Origin of the sequence: Marinobacter zhanjiangensis (genome assembly GCF_014651935.1) — a bacterium.
Lineage (GTDB): Bacteria > Pseudomonadota > Gammaproteobacteria > Pseudomonadales > Oleiphilaceae > Marinobacter > Marinobacter zhanjiangensis.
Genome location: NZ_BMXV01000002.1, coordinates 389,234 through 413,376, shown reverse-complemented (window position 1 = coordinate 413,376; position 24,143 = coordinate 389,234). Strand labels below are relative to the sequence as shown.

The 24,143-nt window shown below is 58.5% G+C and carries 21 protein-coding genes; 10 read left to right on the top strand and 11 right to left on the bottom strand.

Translation table 11 applies throughout. From position 1 onward, the window contains the following. Positions 1–87 precede the first annotated feature (87 nt). Positions 88–1,005 carry a hypothetical protein gene (locus IE079_RS05325; protein WP_189573925.1) on the top strand — a complete coding sequence of 306 codons (918 nt, stop codon included), beginning with the start codon at positions 88–90 and terminating at the stop codon, positions 1,003–1,005. Between the two features lie 4 nt (positions 1,006–1,009). On the opposite strand, the gene IE079_RS05320 is transcribed toward IE079_RS05325, so the two are convergent. Beyond that, on the bottom strand, positions 1,010–1,597 hold the full coding sequence (locus tag IE079_RS05320; RefSeq protein ID WP_189573922.1) for a nucleoside 2-deoxyribosyltransferase: 588 nt from the start codon (positions 1,595–1,597) through the stop codon (positions 1,010–1,012). Positions 1,598–1,814: 217 nt separating this feature from the next. On the opposite strand from IE079_RS05320, the gene IE079_RS05315 reads away from it, so the two are divergent. Next, positions 1,815–3,125 (top strand): DUF2254 domain-containing protein, encoded by a 1,311-nt coding sequence (locus IE079_RS05315; RefSeq protein WP_189573919.1) that lies wholly within the window; start codon positions 1,815–1,817, stop codon positions 3,123–3,125. A 170-nt stretch (positions 3,126–3,295) separates the two neighbouring features. Here the strand turns inward: IE079_RS05315 and IE079_RS05310 are convergent, their stop codons facing one another. Next, complete coding sequence (locus IE079_RS05310) at positions 3,296–4,030, bottom strand: PRC-barrel domain-containing protein (protein ID WP_189573916.1); 735 nt, start codon at positions 4,028–4,030, stop codon at positions 3,296–3,298. 407 nt (positions 4,031–4,437) lie between these two features. Here IE079_RS05310 and IE079_RS05305 point away from each other — a divergent pair, with 407 nt between their 5' ends. From IE079_RS05305 to IE079_RS05290, 4 genes are all read left to right on the top strand, one after another. Beyond that, the gene (locus tag IE079_RS05305) at positions 4,438–5,538 is read left to right on the top strand and encodes an endonuclease/exonuclease/phosphatase family protein (protein ID WP_189573913.1); all 1,101 of its coding nucleotides are present in this window, start codon (positions 4,438–4,440) and stop codon (positions 5,536–5,538) included. 82 nt (positions 5,539–5,620) lie between these two features. Then, positions 5,621–6,301 (top strand): YrhK family protein, encoded by a 681-nt coding sequence (locus IE079_RS05300; RefSeq protein ID WP_189573910.1) that lies wholly within the window; start codon positions 5,621–5,623, stop codon positions 6,299–6,301. A 243-nt stretch (positions 6,302–6,544) separates the two neighbouring features. Then, positions 6,545–6,937: a PaaI family thioesterase gene (locus IE079_RS05295; RefSeq protein WP_189573907.1), complete on the top strand. Its 393-nt coding sequence runs from the start codon at positions 6,545–6,547 to the stop codon at positions 6,935–6,937. A gap of 87 nt (positions 6,938–7,024) precedes the next feature. After that, a complete protein-coding gene (locus tag IE079_RS05290; protein ID WP_189573905.1) occupies positions 7,025–8,020 on the top strand; it encodes a patatin-like phospholipase family protein in 996 nt (331 codons plus the stop codon). On the opposite strand, the gene IE079_RS05285 is transcribed toward IE079_RS05290, so the two are convergent. The 9 genes from IE079_RS05285 to IE079_RS05245 all read right to left on the bottom strand — a co-directional run bounded on the left by IE079_RS05285 (position 8,021) and on the right by IE079_RS05245 (position 19,619). Continuing rightward, on the bottom strand, positions 8,021–8,734 hold the full coding sequence (locus tag IE079_RS05285; protein ID WP_189573901.1) for an SIMPL domain-containing protein: 714 nt from the start codon (positions 8,732–8,734) through the stop codon (positions 8,021–8,023). A gap of 146 nt (positions 8,735–8,880) precedes the next feature. Beyond that, on the bottom strand, positions 8,881–10,998 hold the full coding sequence (locus IE079_RS05280) for a 3-hydroxyacyl-CoA dehydrogenase NAD-binding domain-containing protein (protein ID WP_189573899.1): 2,118 nt from the start codon (positions 10,996–10,998) through the stop codon (positions 8,881–8,883). Positions 10,999–11,050: 52 nt separating this feature from the next. Next, positions 11,051–12,394 (bottom strand): acetyl-CoA C-acetyltransferase, encoded by a 1,344-nt coding sequence (locus IE079_RS05275; RefSeq protein ID WP_189573896.1) that lies wholly within the window; start codon positions 12,392–12,394, stop codon positions 11,051–11,053. 199 nt (positions 12,395–12,593) lie between these two features. Further along, positions 12,594–13,559: a tRNA dihydrouridine synthase gene (locus IE079_RS05270; RefSeq protein ID WP_189573893.1), complete on the bottom strand. Its 966-nt coding sequence runs from the start codon at positions 13,557–13,559 to the stop codon at positions 12,594–12,596. 111 nt (positions 13,560–13,670) lie between these two features. Further along, positions 13,671–15,842 carry a catalase/peroxidase HPI gene (gene katG / locus IE079_RS05265; protein ID WP_189573890.1) on the bottom strand — a complete coding sequence of 724 codons (2,172 nt, stop codon included), beginning with the start codon at positions 15,840–15,842 and terminating at the stop codon, positions 13,671–13,673. Positions 15,843–16,244: 402 nt separating this feature from the next. Then, a complete protein-coding gene (locus IE079_RS05260) occupies positions 16,245–16,466 on the bottom strand; it encodes a DUF2835 domain-containing protein (RefSeq protein ID WP_189573887.1) in 222 nt (73 codons plus the stop codon). A 183-nt stretch (positions 16,467–16,649) separates the two neighbouring features. After that, entirely contained in the window at positions 16,650–18,542 is a 1,893-nt protein-coding gene (htpG, locus tag IE079_RS05255; protein WP_189573884.1) for a molecular chaperone HtpG, read from the bottom strand. 163 nt (positions 18,543–18,705) lie between these two features. Continuing rightward, positions 18,706–19,140, bottom strand: a complete 435-nt coding sequence (locus IE079_RS05250) for a PaaI family thioesterase (RefSeq protein ID WP_189573881.1) — start codon at positions 19,138–19,140, stop codon at positions 18,706–18,708. Next, positions 19,137–19,619: a PaaI family thioesterase gene (locus IE079_RS05245; RefSeq protein WP_189573878.1), complete on the bottom strand. Its 483-nt coding sequence runs from the start codon at positions 19,617–19,619 to the stop codon at positions 19,137–19,139. The genes IE079_RS05250 and IE079_RS05245 overlap by 4 nt, the downstream gene beginning before the upstream one ends. 221 nt (positions 19,620–19,840) lie before the next feature. Between IE079_RS05245 and IE079_RS05240 the strand changes: the two genes are divergently transcribed. From IE079_RS05240 to IE079_RS05225, 4 genes are all read left to right on the top strand, one after another. Then, positions 19,841–21,109, top strand: coding sequence for a M48 family metalloprotease (locus IE079_RS05240; protein ID WP_189574685.1), 1,269 nt, complete (start codon positions 19,841–19,843; stop codon positions 21,107–21,109). 215 nt (positions 21,110–21,324) lie between these two features. After that, positions 21,325–21,885: an SCP2 sterol-binding domain-containing protein gene (locus IE079_RS05235; protein WP_189573875.1), complete on the top strand. Its 561-nt coding sequence runs from the start codon at positions 21,325–21,327 to the stop codon at positions 21,883–21,885. After that, the gene (locus IE079_RS05230; RefSeq protein WP_189573872.1) at positions 21,882–23,066 is read left to right on the top strand and encodes an iron-containing alcohol dehydrogenase; all 1,185 of its coding nucleotides are present in this window, start codon (positions 21,882–21,884) and stop codon (positions 23,064–23,066) included. The genes IE079_RS05235 and IE079_RS05230 overlap by 4 nt, the downstream gene beginning before the upstream one ends. A 224-nt stretch (positions 23,067–23,290) precedes the next feature. Further along, the gene (locus tag IE079_RS05225) at positions 23,291–24,085 is read left to right on the top strand and encodes a substrate-binding periplasmic protein (protein ID WP_189573870.1); all 795 of its coding nucleotides are present in this window, start codon (positions 23,291–23,293) and stop codon (positions 24,083–24,085) included. Positions 24,086–24,143 lie beyond the last annotated feature (58 nt).

Sequence of the window (24,143 nt, the reverse complement as noted above, 5' to 3'; positions counted from 1 at the left end):
TCACGGGGATAACGTATGGTTGAGCGCTGGCATAATAGAGCGAACGCAAACCTTGTATTGGCAATATTCGACAATAAGGATCGATCCATGAGCTTTGATACCCCACTCTATCTTTGTGGCCCCCTGCGGGAGCCCCGGCAGATGCTGGCGGATCAGGAATACAGCGGCCATACCTCCATCCACGACGACAACATGGCAGAAAAGCTTGGCTTTACGGCGGGGCCCATTGAAGGCCCTACCCATTTCAGCCAGTTCGTGCCGTTGCTCGCCGCTGTCTGGGGGCAGGACTGGTTCGAACGGGGGTGTTTCTCCGCCCATTTCCAGAACATGGTGGTCGAGGGAGAAAGTGTCCGGGCCTTTATTGAACGCCCCGAACCCGGCGCTAACAAAGTCAGGGCCTGGGCGGAGAAGGCCGATGGCACCCCGGTGCTGGAGGCCAGTGCCAGTCTCGGACCGGACGATGGCGATACCCTGCTGGATCAGCGCATGGCGCGCCTGCGCGAGCCGGAGAAACTGGTGATCCTGTCAGACCTGCACGTGGGCATGAAGGGCGCGGACGACGAACCGGTGCGTATGGATCCGGACCAGAACATGGGCAACCTGTATCCTTTCTCGTTGAACCAGAAACTGGAGAAGATTACCGAAGACTCAAGCTGGTATCGTGACGGAGACGCCACTCCCTGGAAACGCCCGATTATTCCACTTGAAATGGTCAGCGTGCTGGCAGAATACACCAGCAAGGACGCCGCCTTTCCGGTCAAGCAGCCGGTGGTTGGGCTGTTTGCCGATCAGGAAATCCGCATGGTTGATGGCCCGCTGTTTGTCGGCGAGGACTACCTGATCCGGCGGGAAATCGTCGCCCTGTCCGAAAGCAAACGCACCGAGTCCTACTGGGTTCGTTCACGTATCTATGATGCCTCCGGCGAAAACCTGAAAGCAGAGATGCTGCTGAATCATGCCACGCTGAAGCACTCCTACCCTCATTATGAGGAAGAAGCCGGCTAGCCTGTCACCCCGACGGCCCTTGCCGAAGCTTCTCGGCAAGGGCCGTCGCCGCAATACGGAATACCTCCCGATCAAATGCCAGTTCGCCTTCCCGGACTTTACGAGCACTCCGAATCACCCGGCCACCCAGTGACAGGATCGCCGATTCAATCATCAGGTTGTCCACCTGCCCGAAGTCCTCCACTGAGCACCCGAACTCATCCAGACCGGCAGCACCCGGCTGGGCCACACGTTCCTCGTAGTCTCCCGGGTACAGGGTGTAACCCATCATGGGCTTCCCCAGGGCGGCGAGGTAGCCGGTTTCAAATACGGTGCCCGCGTCAGCACTGGGCCCCCGGAACGGCGTCAGGTTGACCAGTGCGCCATCACACCGGTGCAGCAGGTTGACGTTGGCCTGATAGATTTCCTGTGCCCTGGCCATCGCAGGCGCGTCTTCAGGCTGGGCCAGTTCATTGTCCATGGGATCCAGGCCCGTCATGCCAAGGTTTTGGAGAATCCGCTGCTTCTCCGCAATAATCTCCTTCCGTTGCGCCTCTTCAAGGAACACTTCCGGGCCGGCAAGGTAGACAGCGAACGTTTGAGGGGAAGGCAATGCAGGTCTCCCTGGCCAGGGCTCGCAGGTATACAGCACTATAAAATAGCTTATCCGAGTACCTCGCAGCATGTCGATGAGACTTTGACTGCCCATAAGGTCTACTGATACATCGTAACGCTGTTGCACCTGGCCAGGGGTACCGTTGTGCCAGTTGCATCAGTAGTGGCTATAGTTAAACTCTCGGTACAAGGATCTCATTCAGGAAGGACCCAACATGAATGAAGCGCGTATCAAGGCCATTCAGGAAAGCTTCTGGTTTATTCCAGCCATCTATAATGCTGTTGCGCTCATTTTCGCTATTGCAGTCGTTCTTCTGGATTACCAGTTAACCCCTGATACCTCGCTGCTCGGTATTGCGCCGCTTTCGTTGAGTCGCACCACTGAAATGTTGAACTCGCTGGCAGGCGGCATCCTCACAATGACAACGATCACATTCTCCGCCATTCTCATTGTGCTGACGACGTATTCGGCTCAGTTCTCACCTCGGGTGCTACAGGACTTTGTCTCCAGCCGGGCCACGCAGCATGTTCTGGCGCTTTTCAGCAGCGGTTTCACCTTCTGTGTTGCGGCCACGCTGATCATTAGTGAAGAAAAAGCTTACCAATTGCTCGGGACACCCCTCCTTGCGGTGCTGTGGGCGCTGGCGGGAATCGCTGCCTTTGTTTTTCTCCTGAATCACACCGCGAGTTGGCTTCGGGTCAACAACCTGATTGGCTATATTGCTGACGAGACGAGAGCGACCATAGATCATATGCTGAAGCGGGACGTCAATCGAATGCGCCAATACATCAGTCAGAATGACCCTGCATGGAAAAAACCGGGAGTCATGGTTACCTCGCCCATTTCCGGTTACGTGGTCACGATTGCGCTCGACAGCCTGATAGCAAAGGCCGTTTCAGACGATCTGGTGGTGCGTCTGGAGGTGGCTGTAGGAGACTTCGTACTGGAAGGCCTGCCGCTTATGACACTGATCGGTGATAACGCCAGCGCAGCAGAACCGGAGAGCTACACCGATCTTGTCCACGTTGATGACGAGCCCAAAAGCTGGCAGGACATCGGTTTTGGCATTCGCAAAGTGGCCGAAATCGGCCTGAGGGCGCTTCCACCAGCGAATAACGACCCCTACACGGCCGCCGCTTCGATTCACCACATGTCCGTCCTCCTCGTGAGGCTGTCCCACTTCAGTGCGGACCGCAACGCCTTCTATAGCCAGCAGGACCTGCGGTTACTGGCCCGGGAGCCAGGATTTGAGCACTACCTGCTGGGGGCGTTCCAGGAGCTGAGTCGCTATGGGAGTAAGGACAATACCACCCAGGTGGCGATTCTCAATGCGCTTGGCTGGATTGCCCGCCTGGTGGACGAGCGTTGGCATGGCCTACTGTGGGACTTCGGGGCCAACACCTATGGTCTTGCCATTACTTCACTCGATTTACAGGAAGCCGAGTATCTGCGCCTCAGAGCCCCCCTGGAACAATTGGCCAATATCGTCGACAGGCATGAGGAGTACAATAAACTGTTGGGTTGAATACAGAGGATACCTCTTGGGTAACGCGATGCAGAGCACTTCCATCCGTTGGTTGCACTGTCCTTCCACAACATGTGATAAACCAGCAAAAAAGGGGAGATGGTCTCTCCCCTTACCAAAACACTAGTTCAGTTGCGTTCGGCTACCTGCTGCATGCAGGCTTGGCGATGTTAATCCCACAAGCCATCGTACTCGTCGTAGTCAAACGCTGTTGCATCGTCCAGATCGGCTTCATCGTAGGGAAGCGTGTAGGTAGCGTAGCTGGGATCCCATCCACTACCGAATCCATAGAAGGGGTAGGCATAGGTATCGCCACCGTAGGCGCTATCGGCTTCAACGACGACAGCCTGGACTTCCCCGTCTTCGGTAAACAGCACGTTGTCGACGTAACCATAGCCGGTACCTTCCCCGACACTTGCATAGTCATCCAGTAGGTCGGTAAGTTTCCAGATCCTGAAACCAGCAGTGGGGTCATCGTCTATTTGAGATACGTAAGAAAGATCGTCCTTCGTCACATACTCTTCTTCGAACAGACCATAGTTATCAACATTGTCTTCATGGACGGGAATCGAGACGCCATCCTCGCTAACTTCAACCTCTTCCCATGGCACCAGGACGTGTGTATCGCCAATGTCCCATAAGCCGCCAACCTGAGCGATAACGGCAACGATCTGGTTCTTGTCGTTCAGAAGTATGTTCTCGACGCTACCGATTTCTTCATCATCCGCGCTGATAACCTCTGCGTCCATTAAGCTGTCAGCTGTCATGCCACCCTCTTCATAGATGGTGTCATAATTCCACTCGCTGATAGCGGTTACATTGCCGGTATTTGTTTCCGCTTGAGCCGATACCGTGACGGAGGCAATTGCGAGGGCTAGAATGGAAACGGATTGCGGAAGTTTCATAAGGTTTTCCTCTTTTGCACATTTTCCTGTGTCAGGATGCTGCGAAATGTCTTCGGAGATGAGGACGTCACTGTCTGTGCGCCACCTCAGGGGGCAGCTCCTTGTATGGGCTATTTCCTTGCTGCTCCAAGATCGAGAATATGCGAGAGTTCCCCCGCTATCTGTTCGTTGGCGAACATGGTGTCGTAGCTGTTGATAGCGGGTCGAACGAAAGGCCCATCGGAGTGCATCACCCGGGGCTATTCACGAGTCAGTACTGACAACGAAGATAGTGGATGGTGTTTTCGGGAAATCAGGCAGTGCCGGCAGGAACACGCCGGAGCAGAGCAAGATGGAGGCCAGCCGGTTGCTTTCGGTGAGCACGCGGAACGGGTCAGTTGACGGACTGCCAGCAAGGGAGAAGTGCTGTGACACAAGACTCGGAAAACACCCGGCAGGGAAGAGTAAAACACAAGGTCGCGTTCGGATTAGTGTTTCTGATCGTTCTGCTGCTCGCGACGCTGAGCTTCGTTCCTCTGATCGAGTCCAATCGCTGGTGGATTCGCATTCTGGATTTTCCCCGGCTGCAAGCGGGGATAGCGCTGCTGATCCTGGCAGTCCCAGTGATACTTTATTTCCGGTATTTCCGGAAAATCGCGGGCCTGGCGCTCATCCTTATTGTCAGTGCTCTCGGCTACCATGGGGTTGTCTTGTACCCTTACTTTCAGACGGGGCAGGACTTCCCGGTAACTGAATGCCCATCCGGAAGCGCCATGTCGGTCATGATCGCAAACGTCAAGATGCGCAGTGACCCTGACGGCCGTCTGCTTGATCTGGTCCGTGAGGTACAGCCAGATCTGTTTCTGGCCATGGAGACGAATGAAAAGTGGAATCAGGCCCTGGCTCCGCTGGAGGAGACCATGCCCCATACTGTTTCCCACGTTTCGGACTCAACCTTCGGCATTCATCTGTTTTCCCGCCTGGCTCTTGAATCTCCGGAGATCAGATTCCTGGCTGGACAGGACACCCCCCACGTTGTCACCGGTGTCACGCTGGCCAGTGGAGAAACGGTGGACTTTCTCGGGGTTCACCCACGCCCACCCTTACCGTCTCAGCCAGGTACGACGTTAGGCCGTGACGCGGTACTCTATAAGGCAGCGTTACTTCTACGAGAGAGCGAGCGGACGGGGATCGTCGCGGGTGATTTCAATGCGACCCCCTGGGAGACTGCCGTCAAGGAAATGCGCCAGATCGGGAACCTTCAGGAGCCTCGCCGTGGTTACGGGTATCTTCCAACGTTCAATGCGAGGTCCTGGTGGATGTCCTGGCCACTCGACCACATTTTCCACGAGGCAGGGTTCGCTACGCTGTCCCTGGAGCGACTGTCAGCGTTCGGATCCGACCACTATCCGTTTGTGGGGCGGCTCTGCCGTATCAGTGGACGTGGTGCAATGCCTGCGCCTCAGACAGAAAGGGCAATCATCAGGGAGGCGGAGCAGGCAATAGAGGCTGCAAAGGACCGTGGCTAATCAGGCGTGGCACCAAAGAAGCAATGTAGTGCCATATCAAGGGAGGTAGCCGGGACATATATGGATGCGGGGTGAGGTTTTCATGGCCCATCACATTACGAATCGAAGACGTAGCTACAAGTCAGGGTCGACGAGCTTTTTCTGGGAAGGGGTAAATGCCTCGACCTACATCTTCGGAGCACTTTGCTTCGTTGTAGGCAGCGTCTTTTTCCTGCCCACGTTCCAGAAGTATTCCGCGGCAGGCGCCTGGTTGTTCATCATCGGTTCGCTGATCTATCTGGCGGTTTCCCTGCACGATTTCGCCGAAACGCTCATTTTCTACCGGATCAACAGGCAACGCGGCAGCAAGACGATTCTGGAGTTCCTTACTTTGACAGGCTACGTCATCGCCAGTGCGCTTTTCCTGCTAGGCAGCATCTGTTTTTTGCCCAGCGTTTTGAAGGAAGACTGGGGGGCCTGGGGTTTCATCATCGGCAGCGCCCTGTTTGCGGCCGGCGCCACGATAAGCGTGACTCAGATTACCGAGGCAGGCACGCTGATTGGCCTGCAACTCCTGAATGCGGTCGCCATCTGTTTCGTCATTGGCTCAATTCTGTTTCTGGTCCCCTCGATTCCCTACCTCTGGTCTGTCGACCAATCCAACCTGACGCAAAAACTGTTTATTTACCTGGCCGGTCAGTTCATTTTTGCCAGCGTACTGTTCCTTGCGGGAGGCGTGGCCAACTTCTATCGCGCCTATCGAATGCATCACCATCACGCCTAGGCGACCTCTGAACAACACCGACTCGCAGTCAACACGGCTACGCGAGAAGCAAAGCCAGCAAAGCCGATGAGCAAACCCTGCACCGTACCGGGGCTCGCTCGAGCTGGACGGCATCAATGCCCCGCATGTATAAGGACAAGGTAGCCTTTGCCCGGAATCCTTTGCAGGCTATCCTCTTTACCGTTGCAGTGGCACCGCCGTGATCAACCGACAATAACGACACCCCAACAAGGCTGACGGCACATGATGAAACACCCGTTTCCGGACCTTATCGATATGGTCATGGAGAAAAGCGAGCCAGGCTGGAGTACCAACAGTATCCGAATTGGCGACAAGCATATGAACACCAATAATGTTGCACATGGTGCCGTGCTCTATGCACTGGCCGATACCGGCATGGGTTCTGCCCTCTATCCCACGCTGGAACAAGGACAGGTATGTGCCACAATTGAGATCAAGATGAGCTACTTCAAACCGGTGTTTGCAGGCAAGGTGGTGTGCCAGACCAAAATGGTCAACAAGGGCAAGACCATTGCCAACCTTGAATCCCGGCTGTTTGTGGATGACGTTCTTGTCGCCCAGGCCAACGGCAACTACGCTATCTTCCGGATCAGATCCGACAGCGGATCTCCCTGATAGCGACATGACCCGCATCCTTGGCGATCCTCACCGGGAATCCATGGGAAACGCAGCCCTGGAAGGTTGCCACCGAAAGGGGGTGTCATGAAAAAGACCATTCTTGCGCTGGACGGCGGAGGCATCCGCGGGGCTGCCACCGCCCGGTTTCTGACCCTGGTGGAAAAGGAACTGCAAAAGGATAACCTGGACCTGAAGTCCACCGTTGACCTCTGGGCCGGCACCAGTACCGGAGCCATTATTGCGGTGGCCCTGGCCACCACGGATCTCACCATGGAGACCATCTCCGAGCTGTATAATCCGAAACTGGCGAACAGGATCTTTTCCGAAAACAAGGGCTGGTTCGAACTTGACGGCATCAATGCCCCCAAGTACGAAGCCAAAGGCAAGACAAAAGTGCTGAGGGACTATTTCGGTACCCGCACCCTGGCGGATGTGCCCGACGGAAAGCACGTTCTGGCAATCGCCCACGGCGTGGAATGCAACCATCCGGTGGTGCTGAAAAGTACCAGACCCGAGTACCGGAAACTCCGCAGCAGCGAGGTGGTGGATGCATCCTCTGCCGCCCCCACCTACTTCCCCACCAAGCGAGTGCGCTACCTGGAGACCGGCGACCAGGACTGGCTCATTGACGGTGGTGTTATCAGTAACAACCCCAGTGTCTGCGCCATGGCCGAGGCGCTTCGCCATTGCGACGGGGCCCGCCTGGATAACCTCCAGGTGCTGTCCGTGGGCACGGGAAAACCCACCCGGTATACCTCTGGCCGGGATTCCCAAAGCTGGGGGGCGATCGGCTGGTTCACCAAAGGCAAGATCATCAGCTTACTGGGCGACGAGCAGGTATCGGCCTATCAGGCCATGACCTTCTGCAGCCCCGGGCAGTATATCCGGGTAAATTCGCCTCTCGCGAAGATGCCCGGTTTCCCGCTGACGGTGTCGGATGACATGGACAATGTCTCCAGCAAGAACATCAGCAACCTGAAATCCCTGGGAGACTATTGGTTCGATCACTTTGGTGAGTCGGCGGTGGCGCTGCTCAGGCAGCAGTACACCGGCGAATCACTGGATTCCCTGTCAGGGTGACTATTGCAGGTAGTAGTCAAAGGTGGACACCACCCGCACCGTCTTGAACGGCTGCTGGTCCGCCGTTACCCCCGGAGCCTGGTCCCGGGCGAGAATCTGGAAAACGCCCTGGTTGGCCCGGCGCAGGCCGCCCAGTTCGGCATCCGCATCCCGAGCAAACTGTTGGGCCGACTCGCGGGCGGCCAGTGTCGCCTCGGAAATCATTTCCGGTTTGATGTCATTCAGACGGGTGAACAGATAGGTCGGGCCGGCAGGACCGTAATCGGAGGACAGGACAACGCCGGAATCCACCAGGTCACTCACGTTCCGGGCCGCCTGCCGAACCTTGTCCACCTCATCGGTGCGCACCATCAACACCTGCGTGATAATGACCTTGCGGGCGCCGTTTTCCGGCTGATAGGGGTTGTTGGCCTGGGTGTCCACAACATCCATGCGCTGAAGCTCCACAGCCTCCTCGCTGATCGCCTGAAGGGACAGGAAGGCCATAACTCCATCACGGCTGCTGCGCGCTTTCTCCCGAGCGGCTTCAAGGGTATTTCCGCTGGCCGCAAAACGGATGGGCCACAGGGCAAGGTCGGCGGTGACCTCTTTTTCGGCGACCCCCTTGACGGTGACATAGCGGTCACCCGTGCGCAGTTCCGTTAGCCCGTCCCTCAGCAATGAGGCCGCAACGATCAGACTCAGACCAATCACCACTGATACCAGAACCTTCATAGCCTTTCCTTTTTCTGCCGGATCCCCGCCCGACCATGTCCCGCAACGATCACCTCAATAACGCCGACAACATACCGGGCTGACCCCGGTCCTGGCGACTGTATCTGGCGCCAGAGTGACGGCCGGGTCTGATGGGCAGCCTGTTTTCAGGACTGTTCCGACGAACGCCCGCTTTCATCCTCTGCCCAGCCGGGGTCGGGACCGAAGCGGTCACCATAACGATTGGCCAGGGCTTCCAGCGCCTGACGGATATCCGCCGACCCCCACTTACGGGCATAGGCCATGGGCCCGCCCCGGAAAGGCGCAAAGCCGGTGCCAAAGATCATGGCGCCATCGGCCAGATCCTCGCTCTCGATAACCTGCTCTCGCAGGCACGCCCTGCAGGCATTCAGCATCGGCAGCAATAGCCGGTCAATGGTGTCATCGGGCGCGTCCGCCACCTTGCTCTCTTTCTCGGCCTTGCCCTTTTTCCAATGATACAGCCCCTTGCCGGTCTTCTTGCCGAGGTCGCCGTTTTCCACTTTCTCCTCAAGCCATGCCGGCGGCGGGGGCATCGGCGTATCCAGCCTGTCGCGAAGCATATTGGCAACACTCAGGCAGATATCCAGACCAACCTGATCCGCCAGCTCCACCGGACCGACCGGCATGCCGAACTTCTCCGCCTCCCGGTCGATGGTTTCGGCGGCAATGCCCTCGTCCAGCATGACCATGGCTTCCACCAGGTAGGGTGTCAGTACCCGGTTCACCAGGAAGCCGGGAGCCGTCGTTACCGGCGCTGGCAGGCGATCAATCTGACCGGTAAAGGCCATCGCCCGCTTGACGATAGCCTGTTTGACCTTGTCATGGCTGACCACTTCCACCAGCGGCATCATCGCCACCGGATTGAAAAAGTGCAGACCCACCAGCCGGCCGGGATCCTTCAGCTTGTCGCGAAGAGTCTCCAGGGGAATACTGGAGGTATTGGTAGCCAGGATAGCCGAATCTTTCATCCGAGCCTCGGCTTCCTCGTACACTTTTTGCTTGATCTCGACCTTTTCCGGTACCGCTTCAAGCACCAGATCCGCATGTTCGATACCGTGGTTACCAAAATCCGGCGTCAGACGATCAAGAATATCCCGGCGTTGCGCTGGTGTGCGGTGCTTGCGGTTACACAGATCGGCCAGCTTGGCCACTGCCGCCGCCACTTTTTCAGGCTCCATGTCGAACAGGGTGACGGACAGCCCGTTGTAGGCACACCAGCCGGCGATGTCGGCGCCCATTTCACCGGCACCCACCACATGAATGTGATTAACGGGTTCTGCCTCTGTGCGTGTCAGGCCTTTCATGGTTTCCTGCAGGAAGAACACCCGCACCAGATTCCGGGAGGTGTCGGTCATCAGCAGCTCGGCAAAGGAGTCCACCTCTGCGCGCAGCATCGCCTCATCATCACCACCGTGTTCTTCCCACAGCCGGATCAGCGCTTCAGGTGCCGGGTAGTGTTCCGGCGGCGCCTTCTCGGCGGCTTTCGAACGCATCTGCCGTGTTTCCAGCTGCCGCGCCGGCCGGGTACTGAGCACCCTGCCCCGCAGGCCGTGCCCGGCAGGATCAATGTCACCGGCAACGGCGGCGGCAACCGCTGACGCCACATGGCGTTCCTCCACCACCTGGTCGACCATACCCAGCTTTTCGGCCTTCTGATGGGGCACCGTCTTGCCGGTCAACATCAGGGTCATGGCTTCCATGGGGTCGATCAGGCGGGTGAGTCGGGCGGTGCCGCCCAGTCCGGGGTGCAGCCCCAGTTTCACTTCCGGGAAGCCGAGTTTGGCCCCTGGTACGGCAATGCGGTAGTTGCAGGCCAGTGCCAGTTCAAGGCCACCGCCCAGGCACGCGCCGTGGATCACCGCTACCGTGGTGTAGGACGCATTGTCGAGACGATTCACCACCTCATGGGCGCGGGCCAGCTTTTCTGCAGCCTCATCCCGGGATTCCAGCTTGCGGAACTCGCCAATGTCCGCGCCCAGGCAGAACCCGCTGGCTTTGGTGGAGCGAATCACCAGGCCCTTGGGGGGCTGCAGGTGAAGCTTCTCGAGAATGGCTTCCAGTTCCTCCAGTACCTCAGTGGAGACCACATTGGCGGAGGTATCCTGTTTGTCGAAGGTCAGCCAGACAATGCCCTGCTCGCCCTCGGCCAGTTTCCAGTGTTTCCATTGCGGGCTATCTGTCTGCTGACTGGGACCCCTTTCCATTTCGCGGGCCGACAGTGCTTGAAGAATATGGCCGGTCATCGTGTCCTCCTGATTCTCATGTGAGACTGTCCGGATAAAGAACAAGTCGGCATTACAGAGCTTCGATCATCATCGCCCCGGACTGTCCGCCGCCAATGCATTCCGTGGCGATGCCCTGCTTCAGCCCCTTGCGGCGCAGGGCATTCATAAGATGCAGTACGATGCGGTTGCCACTGGTGCCCACCGGGTGGCCGATCGCCACGGCGCCGCCGTCCACATTCAGGCGTTCCGGATCAAGGCGCCCCAAGGGCTTGTCGGTTCCGAACGCGGCGCGACTGAACTCCGGATCGTCCCAGGCCTCGAGGCAGGCCAGCACCTGCGCCGCGAAGGCTTCGTTGATCTCCCACAGATCGATATCATTCAGGCCACTGCCCTGGCGCCTGAGAATGGCACTGGCACTCAGTACCGGGCCTAGTCCCATGATTTTCGGGTCCAGCGCCGACCACTCGCTGTCGACGATGACCGCCTTCGGCTCCAGGCCATACTTTTTCACCGCTTCTTCCGAGGCGAGTATCATCCAGCTCGCGCCATCGGTGACCTGGGAACTGTTGCCCGCGGTTACCTTCCCATGGGGAGGTTCGAAGACCGGCTTGAGACCCGCAAGCTTCTCCACCGAGCTGTCAGGCCGGACGCCGTCATCGTATTTGTAGAGCGTACCGTCGGGCGCGACCGCCGGTATCACTTCATCATCCAGCCACCCCTCATCGGCAGCCCTGGCCAGGCGCTGGTGACTGCTCACCGCGTATTCATCCGCCGCCTTGCGGCTGATATTGAACTGTTGGGCCAGCACTTCGGCGGTCTGCCCCATACTCAGGCCCGCGATCGGATCGGTGAGTCCCTGCTCCAGGCTGATCTCGGGTTTGAAATCACCGGGCGAAAAGCCCGTCACCTGGCGGGCGTAATCGCCGGGTGACGATGCGCTGTTGAAGTCTGCCAGCCATTCCACCGCATCCCGACTCAGCACCATGGGGGCATGACTGAGCGCTTCGGTACCTCCGGCGAGGATGAGATCGGAGCCGCCCTCACGGATGTATTTGTAGGCGGTATCCAGGGACTGCATTCCGGAGCCGCAATTGATCTGCACGGTAAACGCTGGCATGGCCTCTCCCATGCCCAGCCGGAGCGCCGCGACCCTGGCAGGGTTCATCTCCGTCGGGATCACGTTCACGCAACCCAGGATCACCTGGTCGTAGGCGTCTGCGGGTATTCCCTGTCGCATCAGCAAGGGCCTGCCGCACTGAACCGCCAGATCGACCGGCGAGAAAGGCCCCGGCCGCCCCCTGGCTTTCAGGAACGGCGTTCTGGCGCCATCAACAAGGTACACGCGCCTTGCGCTTGTACCCCGCTTATTGGTTGCCTTTGGGGTGGAGCTTTCCTTTTCCTTTGTAGCGGTCATCGGCTTACCTCCGTCAGCTGAACAAGCGGAATGTCTACCTGTAACCTTTGACCCGGGTGAGCATAACTTCAAGGCGGAATTCACGGAGAGTCCGGCGAAAGGTGAATAACCACCGGCGCTTTGGCGAAGATTACGATAAAGACAGAGAAGTCATCAGAGGGTGCTGGAGCAATCCGTGATCGACAGGAACGGCGCCGGATCAGGCGACTTTCAGATTACGCCTATCGCCGTCAAGGCATGCCAGCATGGGCGTCACTTCGCGGATTTTCCGCGCCCGGGGCCATAGCTGTTCGGCTTCCGGGAAACCAGTCCGCAGGTAGTTAAGCCACTGCTTGATGCGGCCGGTGACGAAGCGATCCTCCAGCCGGGTCTGCAGGGCGGCGGCGTAATCCTCGACCAGGGCCACCACTTCCGGCCAGGTCATGGGGGCAATGGTTTCCCCGTTCTGGCTGGCCTTGATCCGGCGGGCAAGGTCGGGGCGGGCAATCAGACCGCGCCCGATCATGACCTCGTCGCAGCCGGACACCTCCCGGCAGCGCCAGTACTGTTCCACGGTCCAGATTTCACCGTTGGCGATGACCGGAATGGAGAGAGCTTCCCGGGCCCGGGCGATGTCTTCCCAGTAGGCTGGTGGCCGGTAGCCGTCCACCTTGCTGCGGGCATGGATCACCAGCTCGGCGGCGCCAGCGTCCTGCAGGGCCTGACCGCAGGCGATGCCCATGGAGCGATCGTCATAGCCCAGGCGCATCTTGGCGGTCACCGGGATGTGTTCGGGCACGGCCTTGCGCACGGCAGCGGTAATCGCGTGCATCAGCTCCGGTTCGCGCATCAGCACACAGCCACCCTTGTGCTTGTTAACGGTCTTGGCCGGGCAGCCGAAGTTGATGTCCACCTGGCGGGCACCCAGTTCAACCGCCCGCTCACCGTGCAGTCCCATCATCTCCGGATCGGAACCCAGCAACTGAATGGCCACAGGTGTGCCTGCACTGGTCTCGCACTGGTGATGAAGTTCAGGGGCATACTTGTAGAAGATACGGGGAGGCAACATGCCATGGGTGACCCGGATAAACTCGGTCACACTGCGGTCGATTCCGCCCACCCCGGTCAGGGTTTCACGGATTGGCGCGTCGACCAGGCCTTCCATGGGGGCCAGGGTAATTCGCATGGATGCTCCCGGAATGAATTGATCAGGATCTAAGCGGGAGGCAATTGTAAGGAAAATGCGGGGGAGATGACAGAAGGAAAAACCGGCGCCCCTGAGGGCGCCGGATCAGTTTCAGGCCTGAACGTCGAAGCGATCGTTGTTCATGACCTTGGTCCAGGCAGCGATGAAGTCCTTCACGAACTTCTCTTCGTTGTCATCCTGGGCATACACCTCGGCGTAGGAGCGGAGAATGGAGTTGGAACCAAACACCAGATCCACACGGGTCGCGGTGAACTTGCTGTTGCCGCTCTGGCGATCCACGATATTGTACGAGTTCTTGCCAGTGGGCTCCCAGAGGTTGCCGGTATCGGTCAGGTTCACGAAGAAGTCGTTGGTCAACTGGCCAACGCGATCCGTGAAGACACCGTGACTGGTGCCACCGTGGTTGGTGCCCAGCACCCGCATACCACCGAGCAGAACGGTCATTTCCGGCGCAGTCAGACCCATCAGCTGGGCGCGGTCCAGAAGCATTTCTTCCGGCTTGACCACGTAATCCTTCTTCTGCCAGTTGCGGAAGGCGTCAGCCAGTGGCTCCAGCGGCTCGAAGGACTCGGCATCCGTCATCTCGTCTGTGGCGTCACCACGGCCTTTGAGGAACGGCACGTGAACGTCGTGTCCTGCAGCCTTCGCAGCTATCTCGATGCCCAGATTGCCACCCAGTACGATCACGTCTGCGATGCTTGCACCGGTATCGGCAGAGATTTTCTCGTACACCTTCAGCACCTTGGCCAGGCGTTCCGGCTCATTGCCCTCCCAGTCTTTCTGTGGAGCCAGGCGAATGCGGGCACCGTTGGCACCACCGCGCATGTCAGAGCCGCGGTAGGTACGGGCACTGTCCCACGCCGTCGAGACGAGTTCATCAAGGCTCAGACCAGCCTCGGCGATTTTCTCCTTGACCACTTCTTCAATGTAGTTGGTGTCGCCCTGCGGAACCGGATCCTGCCAGATCAGGTCTTCAGCCGGTACGCCCGGACCGATGTAACGGGCCTTTGGCCCCATGTCCCGGTGGGTCAGCTTGAACCAGGCACGGGCGAAACAGTCCTTGAAGTACTCGGGATCCGCCATGAACTTCTCGCAGATCGCGCGATACGACGGATCCACCTTCATCGCCATATCCGCATCAGTCATCATTGGATTGCGGCGGATGGACGGGTCGGTGGTGTCAACCGGCTTGTCTTCTTCCTTGATATTCACCGGCTCCCACTGGTTCGCCCCGGCAGGGCTCTTGGTCAGCTCCCACTCATAGCCGAACAGCAGGTCAAAGTAACCCATGTCGAAGACGGTCGGATTGGTGGTCCAGGCACCCTCAAGGCCAGAGCTTACCGCATTGGTTGCCTTACCCTGCAGATCGGGGTTGTACCAGCCCAGGCCCTGCTCATGCACATCGGCGCCTTCTGGCTCTGGTCCAAGTTTTTCTGCATCACCATTACCGTGGGTCTTGCCGACGGTGTGGCCACCGGCAGTGAGGGCAGCCGTTTCTTCGTCGTTCATTGCCATGCGGGCAAAGGTCACGCGTACCTGCTCGGCGCTTTTCTGCGGGTTCGGTACGCCGTTCACGCCTTCCGGATTTACATAGATCAGACCCATCTGTACCGCTGCAAGGGGGTTTTCCATGGTATCCGGCTTTTCGACATCTTCGTAACGGCTGTCTGACGGCGCAAGCCACTCTTTTTCCGCGCCCCAGTAGATATCTTTCTCCGGGTGCCAGATATCCTCACGGCCATAGGAGAAGCCAAAGGTCTTCAGGCCAAAGGATTCGTAAGCAACGTTGCCGGCCAGAACGAACAGGTCGGCCCAGCTGATCTTGTTGCCGTACTTTTTCTTGAGCGGCCAAAGCAGACGACGCGCTTTGTCCAGGCTGACATTGTCGGGCCAGGAATTGATCGGCGCAAAACGCTGGTTGCCGGTTCCTGCGCCGCCCCGACCGTCGGCGAGGCGGTAGGTGCCGGCAGCGTGCCATGCCAGACGAATCATCAGACCGCCATAGTGGCCCCAATCCGCTGGCCACCATTCCTGGCTGTTGGTCATCAGCTCATGCATGTCTTTTTCAAGCGCTTCAAAGTCGAGCTTTTTGACCTCTTCCCGATAGTCGAAATCTTCGCCCATGGGATTGGTCTTATTATCATGCTGATGCAGGATGTCCAGGTTCAGGTTCTCCGGCCACCAGGCCACAACATCTGCTCTCTCCTGCGTGTTGGACCCGTGCATTACCGGGCATTTTCCACCACTGTTATTGTCGCTCATCTGTCTCTCCTGATTTACTGCGTTCGCATCTGCGTTATGGGCAGATCCTCTGTTTCATTGGGGCATCGTTCAATATAGGCCATGTATCAAAGCCTGCTTGAATCTTTCCTAACGTCGTCATAGCGAGACCCTATGGGGACATCGCCAACCGGGTTTCCTTCTACAGGATTGCGCCCCTGGGCCATGGCGTAATTGAGAAAGTAGTCACCCAGAATGCTTGTCGTCTCTCTCCACAATACAGAAACGATCCGGGTACTGACTGACATAGGGCAACTCCTGCTTTAACCGGTACACCGAAACAATAACCGGACGACGAGACAGAGTTAAAATTAATTAAAGGCACTATAACAAAAGTTTTTGTTTATCGACCCTGGTAGCGACGGATAGCGGGATAGACAACTGCTACCCAAGCCGTTCCACGGACGAAAACTTGCCCTGGTCGTCAAACAGGATGCGGAAGGTGCCGTGAATGCCATCACGGAGGTAGAAGCGGGAGAGAATACGGGCCGGGAAACGAACGGAGCGTCCGTCCCGGGCCGTCGTACGGACATCGGTCGCCTGCCCGTTGTAAAGCTTGATCCACTCGTCAGGGCTGACATGAATGTCCACTATTATCTGTTGCATGGTTAGTTGAGTACTTGAATCCGGGAGTTTGTGTGACTCGGGATCCTTTTATGGGACACGCCGTGAATACGTCCCTGTAGGCTCTTCAAAAACGTCCCTGTTTTTGAAGGTCCCATAAAAGGATCCCGAGCCACACCCCAGAGCTATGGAGTATACCCGTGCTTTGGAGGCTTGTCGGAGCCGTTAGTTCGACAGCTCCAGCAGCAGCCGATTAAGCCGGCTGACATAGGCCCCCGGGTCATCAAGCTGCTCGCCACTGGCCAGGGTGGCCTGGTCGAAAAGGACCGCAGACAGCTCGTTGAAGCGCTCTTCGCCCTGTTCGGTTTCCAGGCGCTGCACCAGCGGGTGGTCCACGTTGACCTCGAAGATGGGCTTGCTGTCCGGTACTTTCTGACCGGCGGCTTCCATGATCTTCTTCATCTGGGCGCCCATGTCAAACTGGCCGACCACCAGGCAGGCAGGTGAGTCGGTCAGGCGCTTGGTCACGCGCACTTCCTGGACCCGGTCATTGAGGGCGGTCTTGAGGCGCTCGATCAGGCCTTCGTGCTCTTTCGATGCCTCTTCCTGTTCCTTCTTGTCTTCCTCGGTTTCCACCTCACCCAGATCCAGGTCACCACGGGCCACGTCCTGCAGCTGCTTGCCGTCGTACTCGCTGAGGTAGCCCATCATCCATTCGTCAATGCGGTCGGACAGGATCAGTACTTCAATGCCCTTCTTGCGGAACACTTCCAGGTGCGGGCTGCTGCTGGCGGCGGTGTAGCTGTCGGCCGTGATGTAGTAGATCTTGTTTTGACCTTCCTTCATGCGGGCGATGTAGTCGTCCAGGGAGACGTTCTGGGTGCTGTCGCCGGTATGGGTGGACGCGAACCTCAGCAGGCCGGCAATCTTCTCGCGGTTGCCGAAGTCTTCCGCCGGGCCTTCCTTGAGCACGGTGCCGAATTCGTTCCAGAAGGTCTGGTAGTCCTCCGGCTGCTTTTTGGCCAGCTTGGACAGCATGTCCAGCACCCGCTTGGTCATGGCATTGCGGATGGACTCCACGGTGCTGTCGTTCTGCAGGATTTCGCGGGAAATGTTGAGCGACAGGTCGTTGGAGTCGATCACACCCTTGGTGAAGCGCAGGTACAGGGGCAGGAACTGCTCCGCGTCGTCCATGATGAACACACGCTGCACATACAGCTTCAGGCCACGGGGAGCGTCGCGGTTATACAGGTCAAACGGTGCCCGCTTGGGGACGTACAGCAGGCTGGTGTATTCCAGCTTGCCTTCCACCTTGTTGTGGGACCAGGTCAGCGGGTCCTCGAAGTCGTGGGCAACGTGCTTATAGAATTCCTTGTACTCCTCATCCTTGATCTCGTTGCGCGGCAGCGTCCACAAGGCGGTGGCGTCGTTGACGGTTTCGTCCTCGTCCTTTTTGCCTTCTTCCTCTGATTCGGCCTTCATGACCACCGGAAAGGAGATATGGTCGGAGTATTTCTTGACCAGGTTGCGCAGGCGCCAGCCGTCTGCGAATTCCTTCTCGTCTTTCTTGAGGTGCAGCACAATACGGGTGCCATGGCCCGGCAGGTCCACATTCTCGATGGTGAACTCGCCATCACCGGCTGATTCCCAGTGCACGCCCTCGCTCTGCGGAGCGCCGGCAGGGCGGGTGAACACTTCCACCCGGTCGGCAACGATAAAGGACGAGTAGAAGCCCACACCAAACTGGCCGATCAGCTTGCTGTCTTTCTTCTCATCGCCGGACAGCTGCTTGAGGAACTCGGCAGTACCGGACTTGGCAATCGTACCCAGGTTCTGGATGACGTTGTCGCGGCTCATACCGATACCGTTGTCGGTGATGGTGACGGTACCGGCCTCGGCGTCATAGTCGAGGCGGATTTTCAGATCGGTATCACCCTCGTAGAGGCTGTCGTCCTTGAGCGCCGCGAAGCGCAGCTTGTCTTCCGCGTCGGAGGCGTTGGAGATCAGCTCCCGCAGGAAGATTTCCTTGTTGGAATAGAGGGAGTGGATCATCAGTTGAAGCAGTTGCTTCACTTCGGTCTGAAAACCAAGGGTTTCTTTCCGGGTTTCAACCGTCATGGTGGGGTGTCTCCTGCTATTGGCACACAAATACAAGTGGCACCGCGGTTATTACGACACGGTGCTGGTGTTTTATTACGTGAGTTCAACGTTGGGGGCCCCGCGAGGCTTTTCAAGCCCTCGGTGTGCTGTCTGCGACACCAGGGACCGGGAGGCGCCGACTTTACCGGTCCAGCAGAAAATGGGCCCGGGCCGTAGCTATGGCCTCACGTCGGGATTTCTGCCAGGCCGTAATGGTCACATTGGCGACCCGGTTACCCTGGCGGGTGAGTTGACACTCGGCGTAGGTTTCCCGGTCAAGGCCGGCACGCAGATAGTCCAGGGAGAAGTCGACGATTCTGGGCATGCGGAAGGTGTCCTGGGACATCATCAGGTAGATCGCCGCGGACACTTCCATGAAGCCACCAATGACACCACCATGAATGGCCGGCAGCAGTGGATTCCCGAGGTTCGAGTCCTTGCGGGGCAGGCGGAAGATCAGGTCATCGCCAAAACGTTCGCATTTCAGGCCAATGTACCCGGCGTAGGGAATGCTCTTCAGTAGCGGGGCGAAGTCACCGGTCTCCCGGGTTTCCCGCAACACCTCTGCCATGTTCATTGCCTGGCTCCTGTAATCATGTCGCGAAAGGATTTCGGCGTTGCTTCCTTGCCGATACGCATGAAAGTGCCGACACAGGTGGCGATGACTTCACCATTATCCTGATAGGCTTCGCAGCGGGTAAACGCAATATTGCGGGTCATCTTGCGGATTTCTGCGCGGGCATGGACCGGCTTGCCCGGCTCCGCTGGCCGCATGTAATCCACCCGCAGGTCCAGCGTCGGGCACAACTCGAAATCATCCAGGGCGCAGATCATTACCGAGCCTGATGTAGTGTCCATCAGTGTGGTGATAGCGCCGCCATGAATAACACCGGTTTCCGGGTTGCCAATGATCTTTTCGCTGTACGGAAGTTGAAGGGTCAACTGCCCACTGGAAGCATCGACCACGGTCAGCCCCAGTTCCTGAGCCTGATTAAGGGTTTTGATGAACCGCTCCACGCGATCCCCAAGTACTTTATCTGTCACAACATCAGTCATAGCAATCCTTGTGGTCTGCAAAACGCGCGGATCATACCCCATTTCGCAAGCGCCCTGAACATGGGGCCTGCCCAAGGCGACAGTTTCCGCTATCATGACGGGGAACCGTTCCTTGATGTCCCTGGCACACACAGGGCCCGGAAATGCACGGCCAGGACCCTTTCACAGGTCAATAATAGAAGTAAACAGGCAAGGAGACCCAAGTGATCCAACAATATCTCATGAAAGCCAGGACGGCCTTTGTATTCACAATCATCGCCCTGGTGACGCTGGTCAGCGGCTGTGCCACCAACCCGGTGACCGGTGAATCACAACTCTCGCTGATCGGAGAGGGCCAGGAACAGCAAATGGGGCAGGAAAACTACCAGCCCACCATCCAGACCCAGGGCGGTCGTTTCTATCTGGACCCGGAACTGACCGATTACGTGCAGGAAGTGGGCGACAAGCTGGCGGCCGTCAGTGATCGCCCCGATCTGCCCTACGAGTTCGCCGTGCTGAACAGCAGCGTGCCCAATGCCTGGGCCCTGCCCGGTGGCAAGATCGCCATCAACCGGGGCCTGCTGACCGAGCTGGAGAACGAAGCGCAGCTGGCATCCGTGCTTGGCCACGAGATTGTCCACGCCGCCGCCCGCCACAGTGTCCAGCGTATGCAGCAGGGTATGCTGCTTAGCGCCGGCATGGCTGGCCTTGGCATGGCACTGAGTGACAATGAGTGGGGTGGCCTGATCATGGGCGGTGCCGCTGTCGGCAGCCAGGTGGCCCTGGCCCAGTACAGTCAGTCCCACGAGCTGGAAGCGGATCGCTATGGTATCGAGTACATGGTCGAAGCCGGCTACGATCCGATGGCAGCGGCTGAATTGCAGGAAATTTTTGTCAGGCTTTCCGAGGGCCAGAATCCAGGCTTCATTCAAGGCCTGTTTGCCACGCACCCGCCGTCTCAGGCCCGGGTCGATGCAAACCGCAAGCTGGCCGCGAAATACGATGGCGGCTATCGTGGCCAGGAAAAATATCAGCGCATGATCGCGGAAGCCAAACGCCTGCAGCCGGCCTACGATCTGCACGATGAAGCCATCAAACTGGCTGTCGACGAGGACTACCAGACAGCACTTGCCAAGGTGAACGAGGCCCTCGAAATGGCACCCCGTGAAGCCGCGTTCTATGCAACACGGGGGCGCATTCAGGATGCACTGGACAATCCCGGGCAAGCGAAGGAAGACCTCGACCGCGCCGTGGAGCTATATCCGGAAATGTTCAGCTACCGCCTGTTTCGGGGCCTGAACCGCCTGGATGGCGGTAACCTCGACGGGGCCCAGGCCGATCTGGAAGCGTCTGCCCAAGTGGTGCCAACGACCATTGCCATCCTGCGCCTGGGCGACATTGCCGCCCAGCGGGGCAATCGGAACAAGGCAGCGGCCTACTATAATGAAGTGGCCAAAACCGAGGGCGAGCTGGGCAACGAGGCTCGTCGCAAGCTCTCCAACCTGCAGTAATGCCACTAAACAATGTCCGGTGGGGCCGTGGGCCCTGCCGGAGCTGTTCTCAGCAGAATCTTCTTACCCTCACCGCTGGGGAACAGACCTGGTTGCCGCCCATTGACTTGGCGGGCCAATCACTCTAAAAGGAGATTACCTTATTCTGAAAAGTCTGGGGGACTCCTTCCGGTATTCCCGTTGGTTCCTCCTCTTCTTCTGCACAGGTACCGCCCATGTTCGAAAAGCTCTCCCGCTCAGCCGGCCTCAGGGCGCGGCGACATTATGTCCAGGCAATGTTCCGGTTCATGGGCCACGCCCTGGAGGCCATTTCGCAGGTGGACCGGAAGGTAATGGATGATGCCCGTTTGCTGCCGAACGGCCTCATCTTTCAGATGATGGTGTTGCCATCCGGCCCTTCACTGGTGCTCGAGCACACCGGCGAAGGCCGGTTGCGCTACCTGGGGCCCAACTATGACGGCGAGGTGGATCTGTCCATACGCTTCAAGCACATGGCCCACGCCTTCCTGGTGCTGTCGTTCCAGGAGAAGACCACCGAGGCCTTCGCCAACGACCGTATGGTGGTGGACGGTGATATCAGCCTCGCTGTACGCATGACACGGGTTCTTGACCGGATGGAGTCCATCATCCTGCCCCGGCTGATCGCCAGCCGGGCAGTGAAAGAATACCCGGATGATCTGGGATTGCTGCAGAAGGTGCCCGGTGCCATTGGCGTCTACCGTCGCGTTGCCTTCAGCATGCTCCGCGACCTGAGAAAGGAGGCACTACCGATATGAGCCGCTATTACGAGTTCTTCTGTCCGGTCAAGGTCATTGCTGGCCATGCCGCCCTGGAACACTTGCCCTACGAGCTGACCGCCATCGAATCCACCCGGCCAATGATCGTCACCGATCAGGGTGTGCGGGCGGCCGGCCTGCTGGATCCGGTGATCAGTGCCTGCCAGGAAAGCGAGGTCACCATTGCGGCCATCTATGACGAGGTTCCGCCAGATTCCTCAACTACCATTGTCCGTGACATCGCCAATCTCTACCGTCAGCAGCAATGCGACGCCCTGATTGCCATTGGTGGCGGATCTTCCATTGACACCGCCAAGGCAGTCAACATCCTGGTTTCGGAAGGCGGCGATGATATAGCCGCGTACAGTGGTGCCGGCGTGCTGACCCGCCCCCTGCGGCCGTTCTTTGTCATCCCCACCACGGCGGGCACCGGTTCAGAGGTGACCTCGGTGGCGGTCATCGCGGACCGGGAGCGCTCCGTAAAGCTGCCGTTCACGTCGTCATTCCTGCTGCCCAACGCGGCCATTATCGACCCGCGTATGACGCTCACGCTGCCGCCACACATCACGGCAGCCACCGCCATGGATGCGCTGACCCATGCCACCGAGGCCTACACCTGCCTGTCCAAGAATCCGCTAAGCGACGCCTACGCGACCGCTGCGGTGAAAAAGATCGGCCAATCCCTGATGAAGGTGATGGACAACCCCGGAGACGAACAGGGTCGCCTGGACCTGGCGGAAGCCTCCACCATGGCCGGCATAGCCTTTTCCAATTCCATGGTCGGGCTGGTCCACGCCCTCGGCCACGCCACCGGGGCCCTCACCCACCTGCCCCACGGCCTGTGCATGAGCCTGTACCTGCCCTATGTGCTGGAATACAACCTGGAGGAGATTCGCGAGCCCCTGTCCGAGCTGTTGCTGTTCCTGGAAGGCCCAGAGGTCTGGACTGCCACTCCTGCCTCCCGCCGTGCCGAAGCCACCATTTCGGCGATCCGGCACCTGAGGGACGAGCTGCACCATCACTGCGAATTGCCGCGAACCCTGCGGGAAACCGGCAAGGTACAGGAGGGTCAGCTTGACCAGATTGCCCGGCAGGCACTGGATGATGGTTCCATCATCTACAATCCCCGGGAGGCATCGCTGAAAGATATCCAGGAAATACTCAAAAAAGCCTGGGGATAGCATTGCCAACCCGTTCCTGACCTTGATCCGCACAGCGAAAGCGGCAACAATTGCCCCTTTCGCGCAAAGGTCAGGTTCCGCGTCAATACCCGACCAGAAGCCTGCAACCATCGATTGTTTGTACGGACGCACTCAGTCAGAACTCCGGGCACGGATGTCAGACCACAACGAGGAAACGGTTCCCCTCGTAGGGAATACTGGCCTCCACAGGGTATTTGCCGCCTATGTGCCGACCTTTTTTGCAACGCTGGCTTGCCGCCACCGCATTCTCTCTGCTGTGCACCACTGCAGCGTCCGCCGAACCAGCCAGCCAGAAGGCCGATGACGGGGCAGACAGTCAGGCACCTGTACTACGGCTGAACGTGTCAACCGGCGGCTACCCACCCTACCTGATCGTCAGTCCGGATCGCGAATACAGCGGCATCGCCTACGATGTCGTCACCCGTATCGCAGAGCGCATGGGCTACCGGGTGGAAGCCCTGGAGATTCCCCGTAAACGGGTCGACAGTCTGCTCCTGGAGGGCCATATCGATGCCACCCCCCGGGCCCGCGAATGGACGGAGAATCCCGAGAAGTTCGTGTTCACGGACGCCATCGTGCCCGTGCGCGAGGTATTTTTTACCACCAGGGATTCAGACTTCCGGTTTCAGGGTCTGGACAAGCTGAGCGACGTCACGCTGGTAACGCCACTGGGGTACCAGTACCCTCAGCTGGAACCGCTGTTCAAAAACGGCACCCTGAAACGGTACGAAGTGTCCGAGGATCGGGATATCTTCACGTTTCTTCTCCATGGCCGGGGCATCGACGCGGGGGTGGCCGACCTGCTCGTCGGTCAGTGGATCATTCGGCAGAACGACTGGCAGGGCCAATTCCGGCACAGCGACCAGGCCATCAGCGAGTTCGGCTACCGTCTCATGGTGCGACCTGACTGGTCCTCATTCGCGGAGACGTTCAATGAGCAGCTGGCGGAGATGAAGGCCAGCGGGGAACTGGACGAAATTCTCGACCAGTACCGCTGACCGGGGGCGCACACGCGCCCCTGGTGTCCCGTCACGCAGTAGACTAACGAATTCGACA

What these genes read in the sequence shown, in the direction of transcription:
- IE079_RS05325 (WP_189573925.1), top strand. Translation starts at nt 88, where the DNA reads ATGAGCTTTGATACCCCACTCTATCTTTGTGGCCCCCTGCGGGAGCCC.
- IE079_RS05315 (WP_189573919.1), top strand. Translation starts at nt 1,815, where the DNA reads ATGAATGAAGCGCGTATCAAGGCCATTCAGGAAAGCTTCTGGTTTATT.
- IE079_RS05310 (WP_189573916.1), bottom strand. Translation starts at nt 4,030, where the DNA reads ATGAAACTTCCGCAATCCGTTTCCATTCTAGCCCTCGCAATTGCCTCC.
- IE079_RS05300 (WP_189573910.1), top strand. Translation starts at nt 5,621, where the DNA reads ATGGCCCATCACATTACGAATCGAAGACGTAGCTACAAGTCAGGGTCG.
- IE079_RS05295 (WP_189573907.1), top strand. Translation starts at nt 6,545, where the DNA reads ATGATGAAACACCCGTTTCCGGACCTTATCGATATGGTCATGGAGAAA.
- IE079_RS05290 (WP_189573905.1), top strand. Translation starts at nt 7,025, where the DNA reads ATGAAAAAGACCATTCTTGCGCTGGACGGCGGAGGCATCCGCGGGGCT.
- IE079_RS05285 (WP_189573901.1), bottom strand. Translation starts at nt 8,734, where the DNA reads ATGAAGGTTCTGGTATCAGTGGTGATTGGTCTGAGTCTGATCGTTGCG.
- IE079_RS05280 (WP_189573899.1), bottom strand. Translation starts at nt 10,998, where the DNA reads ATGACCGGCCATATTCTTCAAGCACTGTCGGCCCGCGAAATGGAAAGG.
- IE079_RS05275 (WP_189573896.1), bottom strand. Translation starts at nt 12,394, where the DNA reads ATGACCGCTACAAAGGAAAAGGAAAGCTCCACCCCAAAGGCAACCAAT.
- IE079_RS05270 (WP_189573893.1), bottom strand. Translation starts at nt 13,559, where the DNA reads ATGCGAATTACCCTGGCCCCCATGGAAGGCCTGGTCGACGCGCCAATC.
- katG (WP_189573890.1), bottom strand. Translation starts at nt 15,842, where the DNA reads ATGAGCGACAATAACAGTGGTGGAAAATGCCCGGTAATGCACGGGTCC.
- IE079_RS05260 (WP_189573887.1), bottom strand. Translation starts at nt 16,466, where the DNA reads ATGCAACAGATAATAGTGGACATTCATGTCAGCCCTGACGAGTGGATC.
- htpG (WP_189573884.1), bottom strand. Translation starts at nt 18,542, where the DNA reads ATGACGGTTGAAACCCGGAAAGAAACCCTTGGTTTTCAGACCGAAGTG.
- IE079_RS05250 (WP_189573881.1), bottom strand. Translation starts at nt 19,140, where the DNA reads ATGAACATGGCAGAGGTGTTGCGGGAAACCCGGGAGACCGGTGACTTC.
- IE079_RS05245 (WP_189573878.1), bottom strand. Translation starts at nt 19,619, where the DNA reads ATGACTGATGTTGTGACAGATAAAGTACTTGGGGATCGCGTGGAGCGG.
- IE079_RS05240 (WP_189574685.1), top strand. Translation starts at nt 19,841, where the DNA reads ATGAAAGCCAGGACGGCCTTTGTATTCACAATCATCGCCCTGGTGACG.
- IE079_RS05235 (WP_189573875.1), top strand. Translation starts at nt 21,325, where the DNA reads ATGTTCGAAAAGCTCTCCCGCTCAGCCGGCCTCAGGGCGCGGCGACAT.
- IE079_RS05230 (WP_189573872.1), top strand. Translation starts at nt 21,882, where the DNA reads ATGAGCCGCTATTACGAGTTCTTCTGTCCGGTCAAGGTCATTGCTGGC.
- IE079_RS05225 (WP_189573870.1), top strand. Translation starts at nt 23,291, where the DNA reads ATGTGCCGACCTTTTTTGCAACGCTGGCTTGCCGCCACCGCATTCTCT.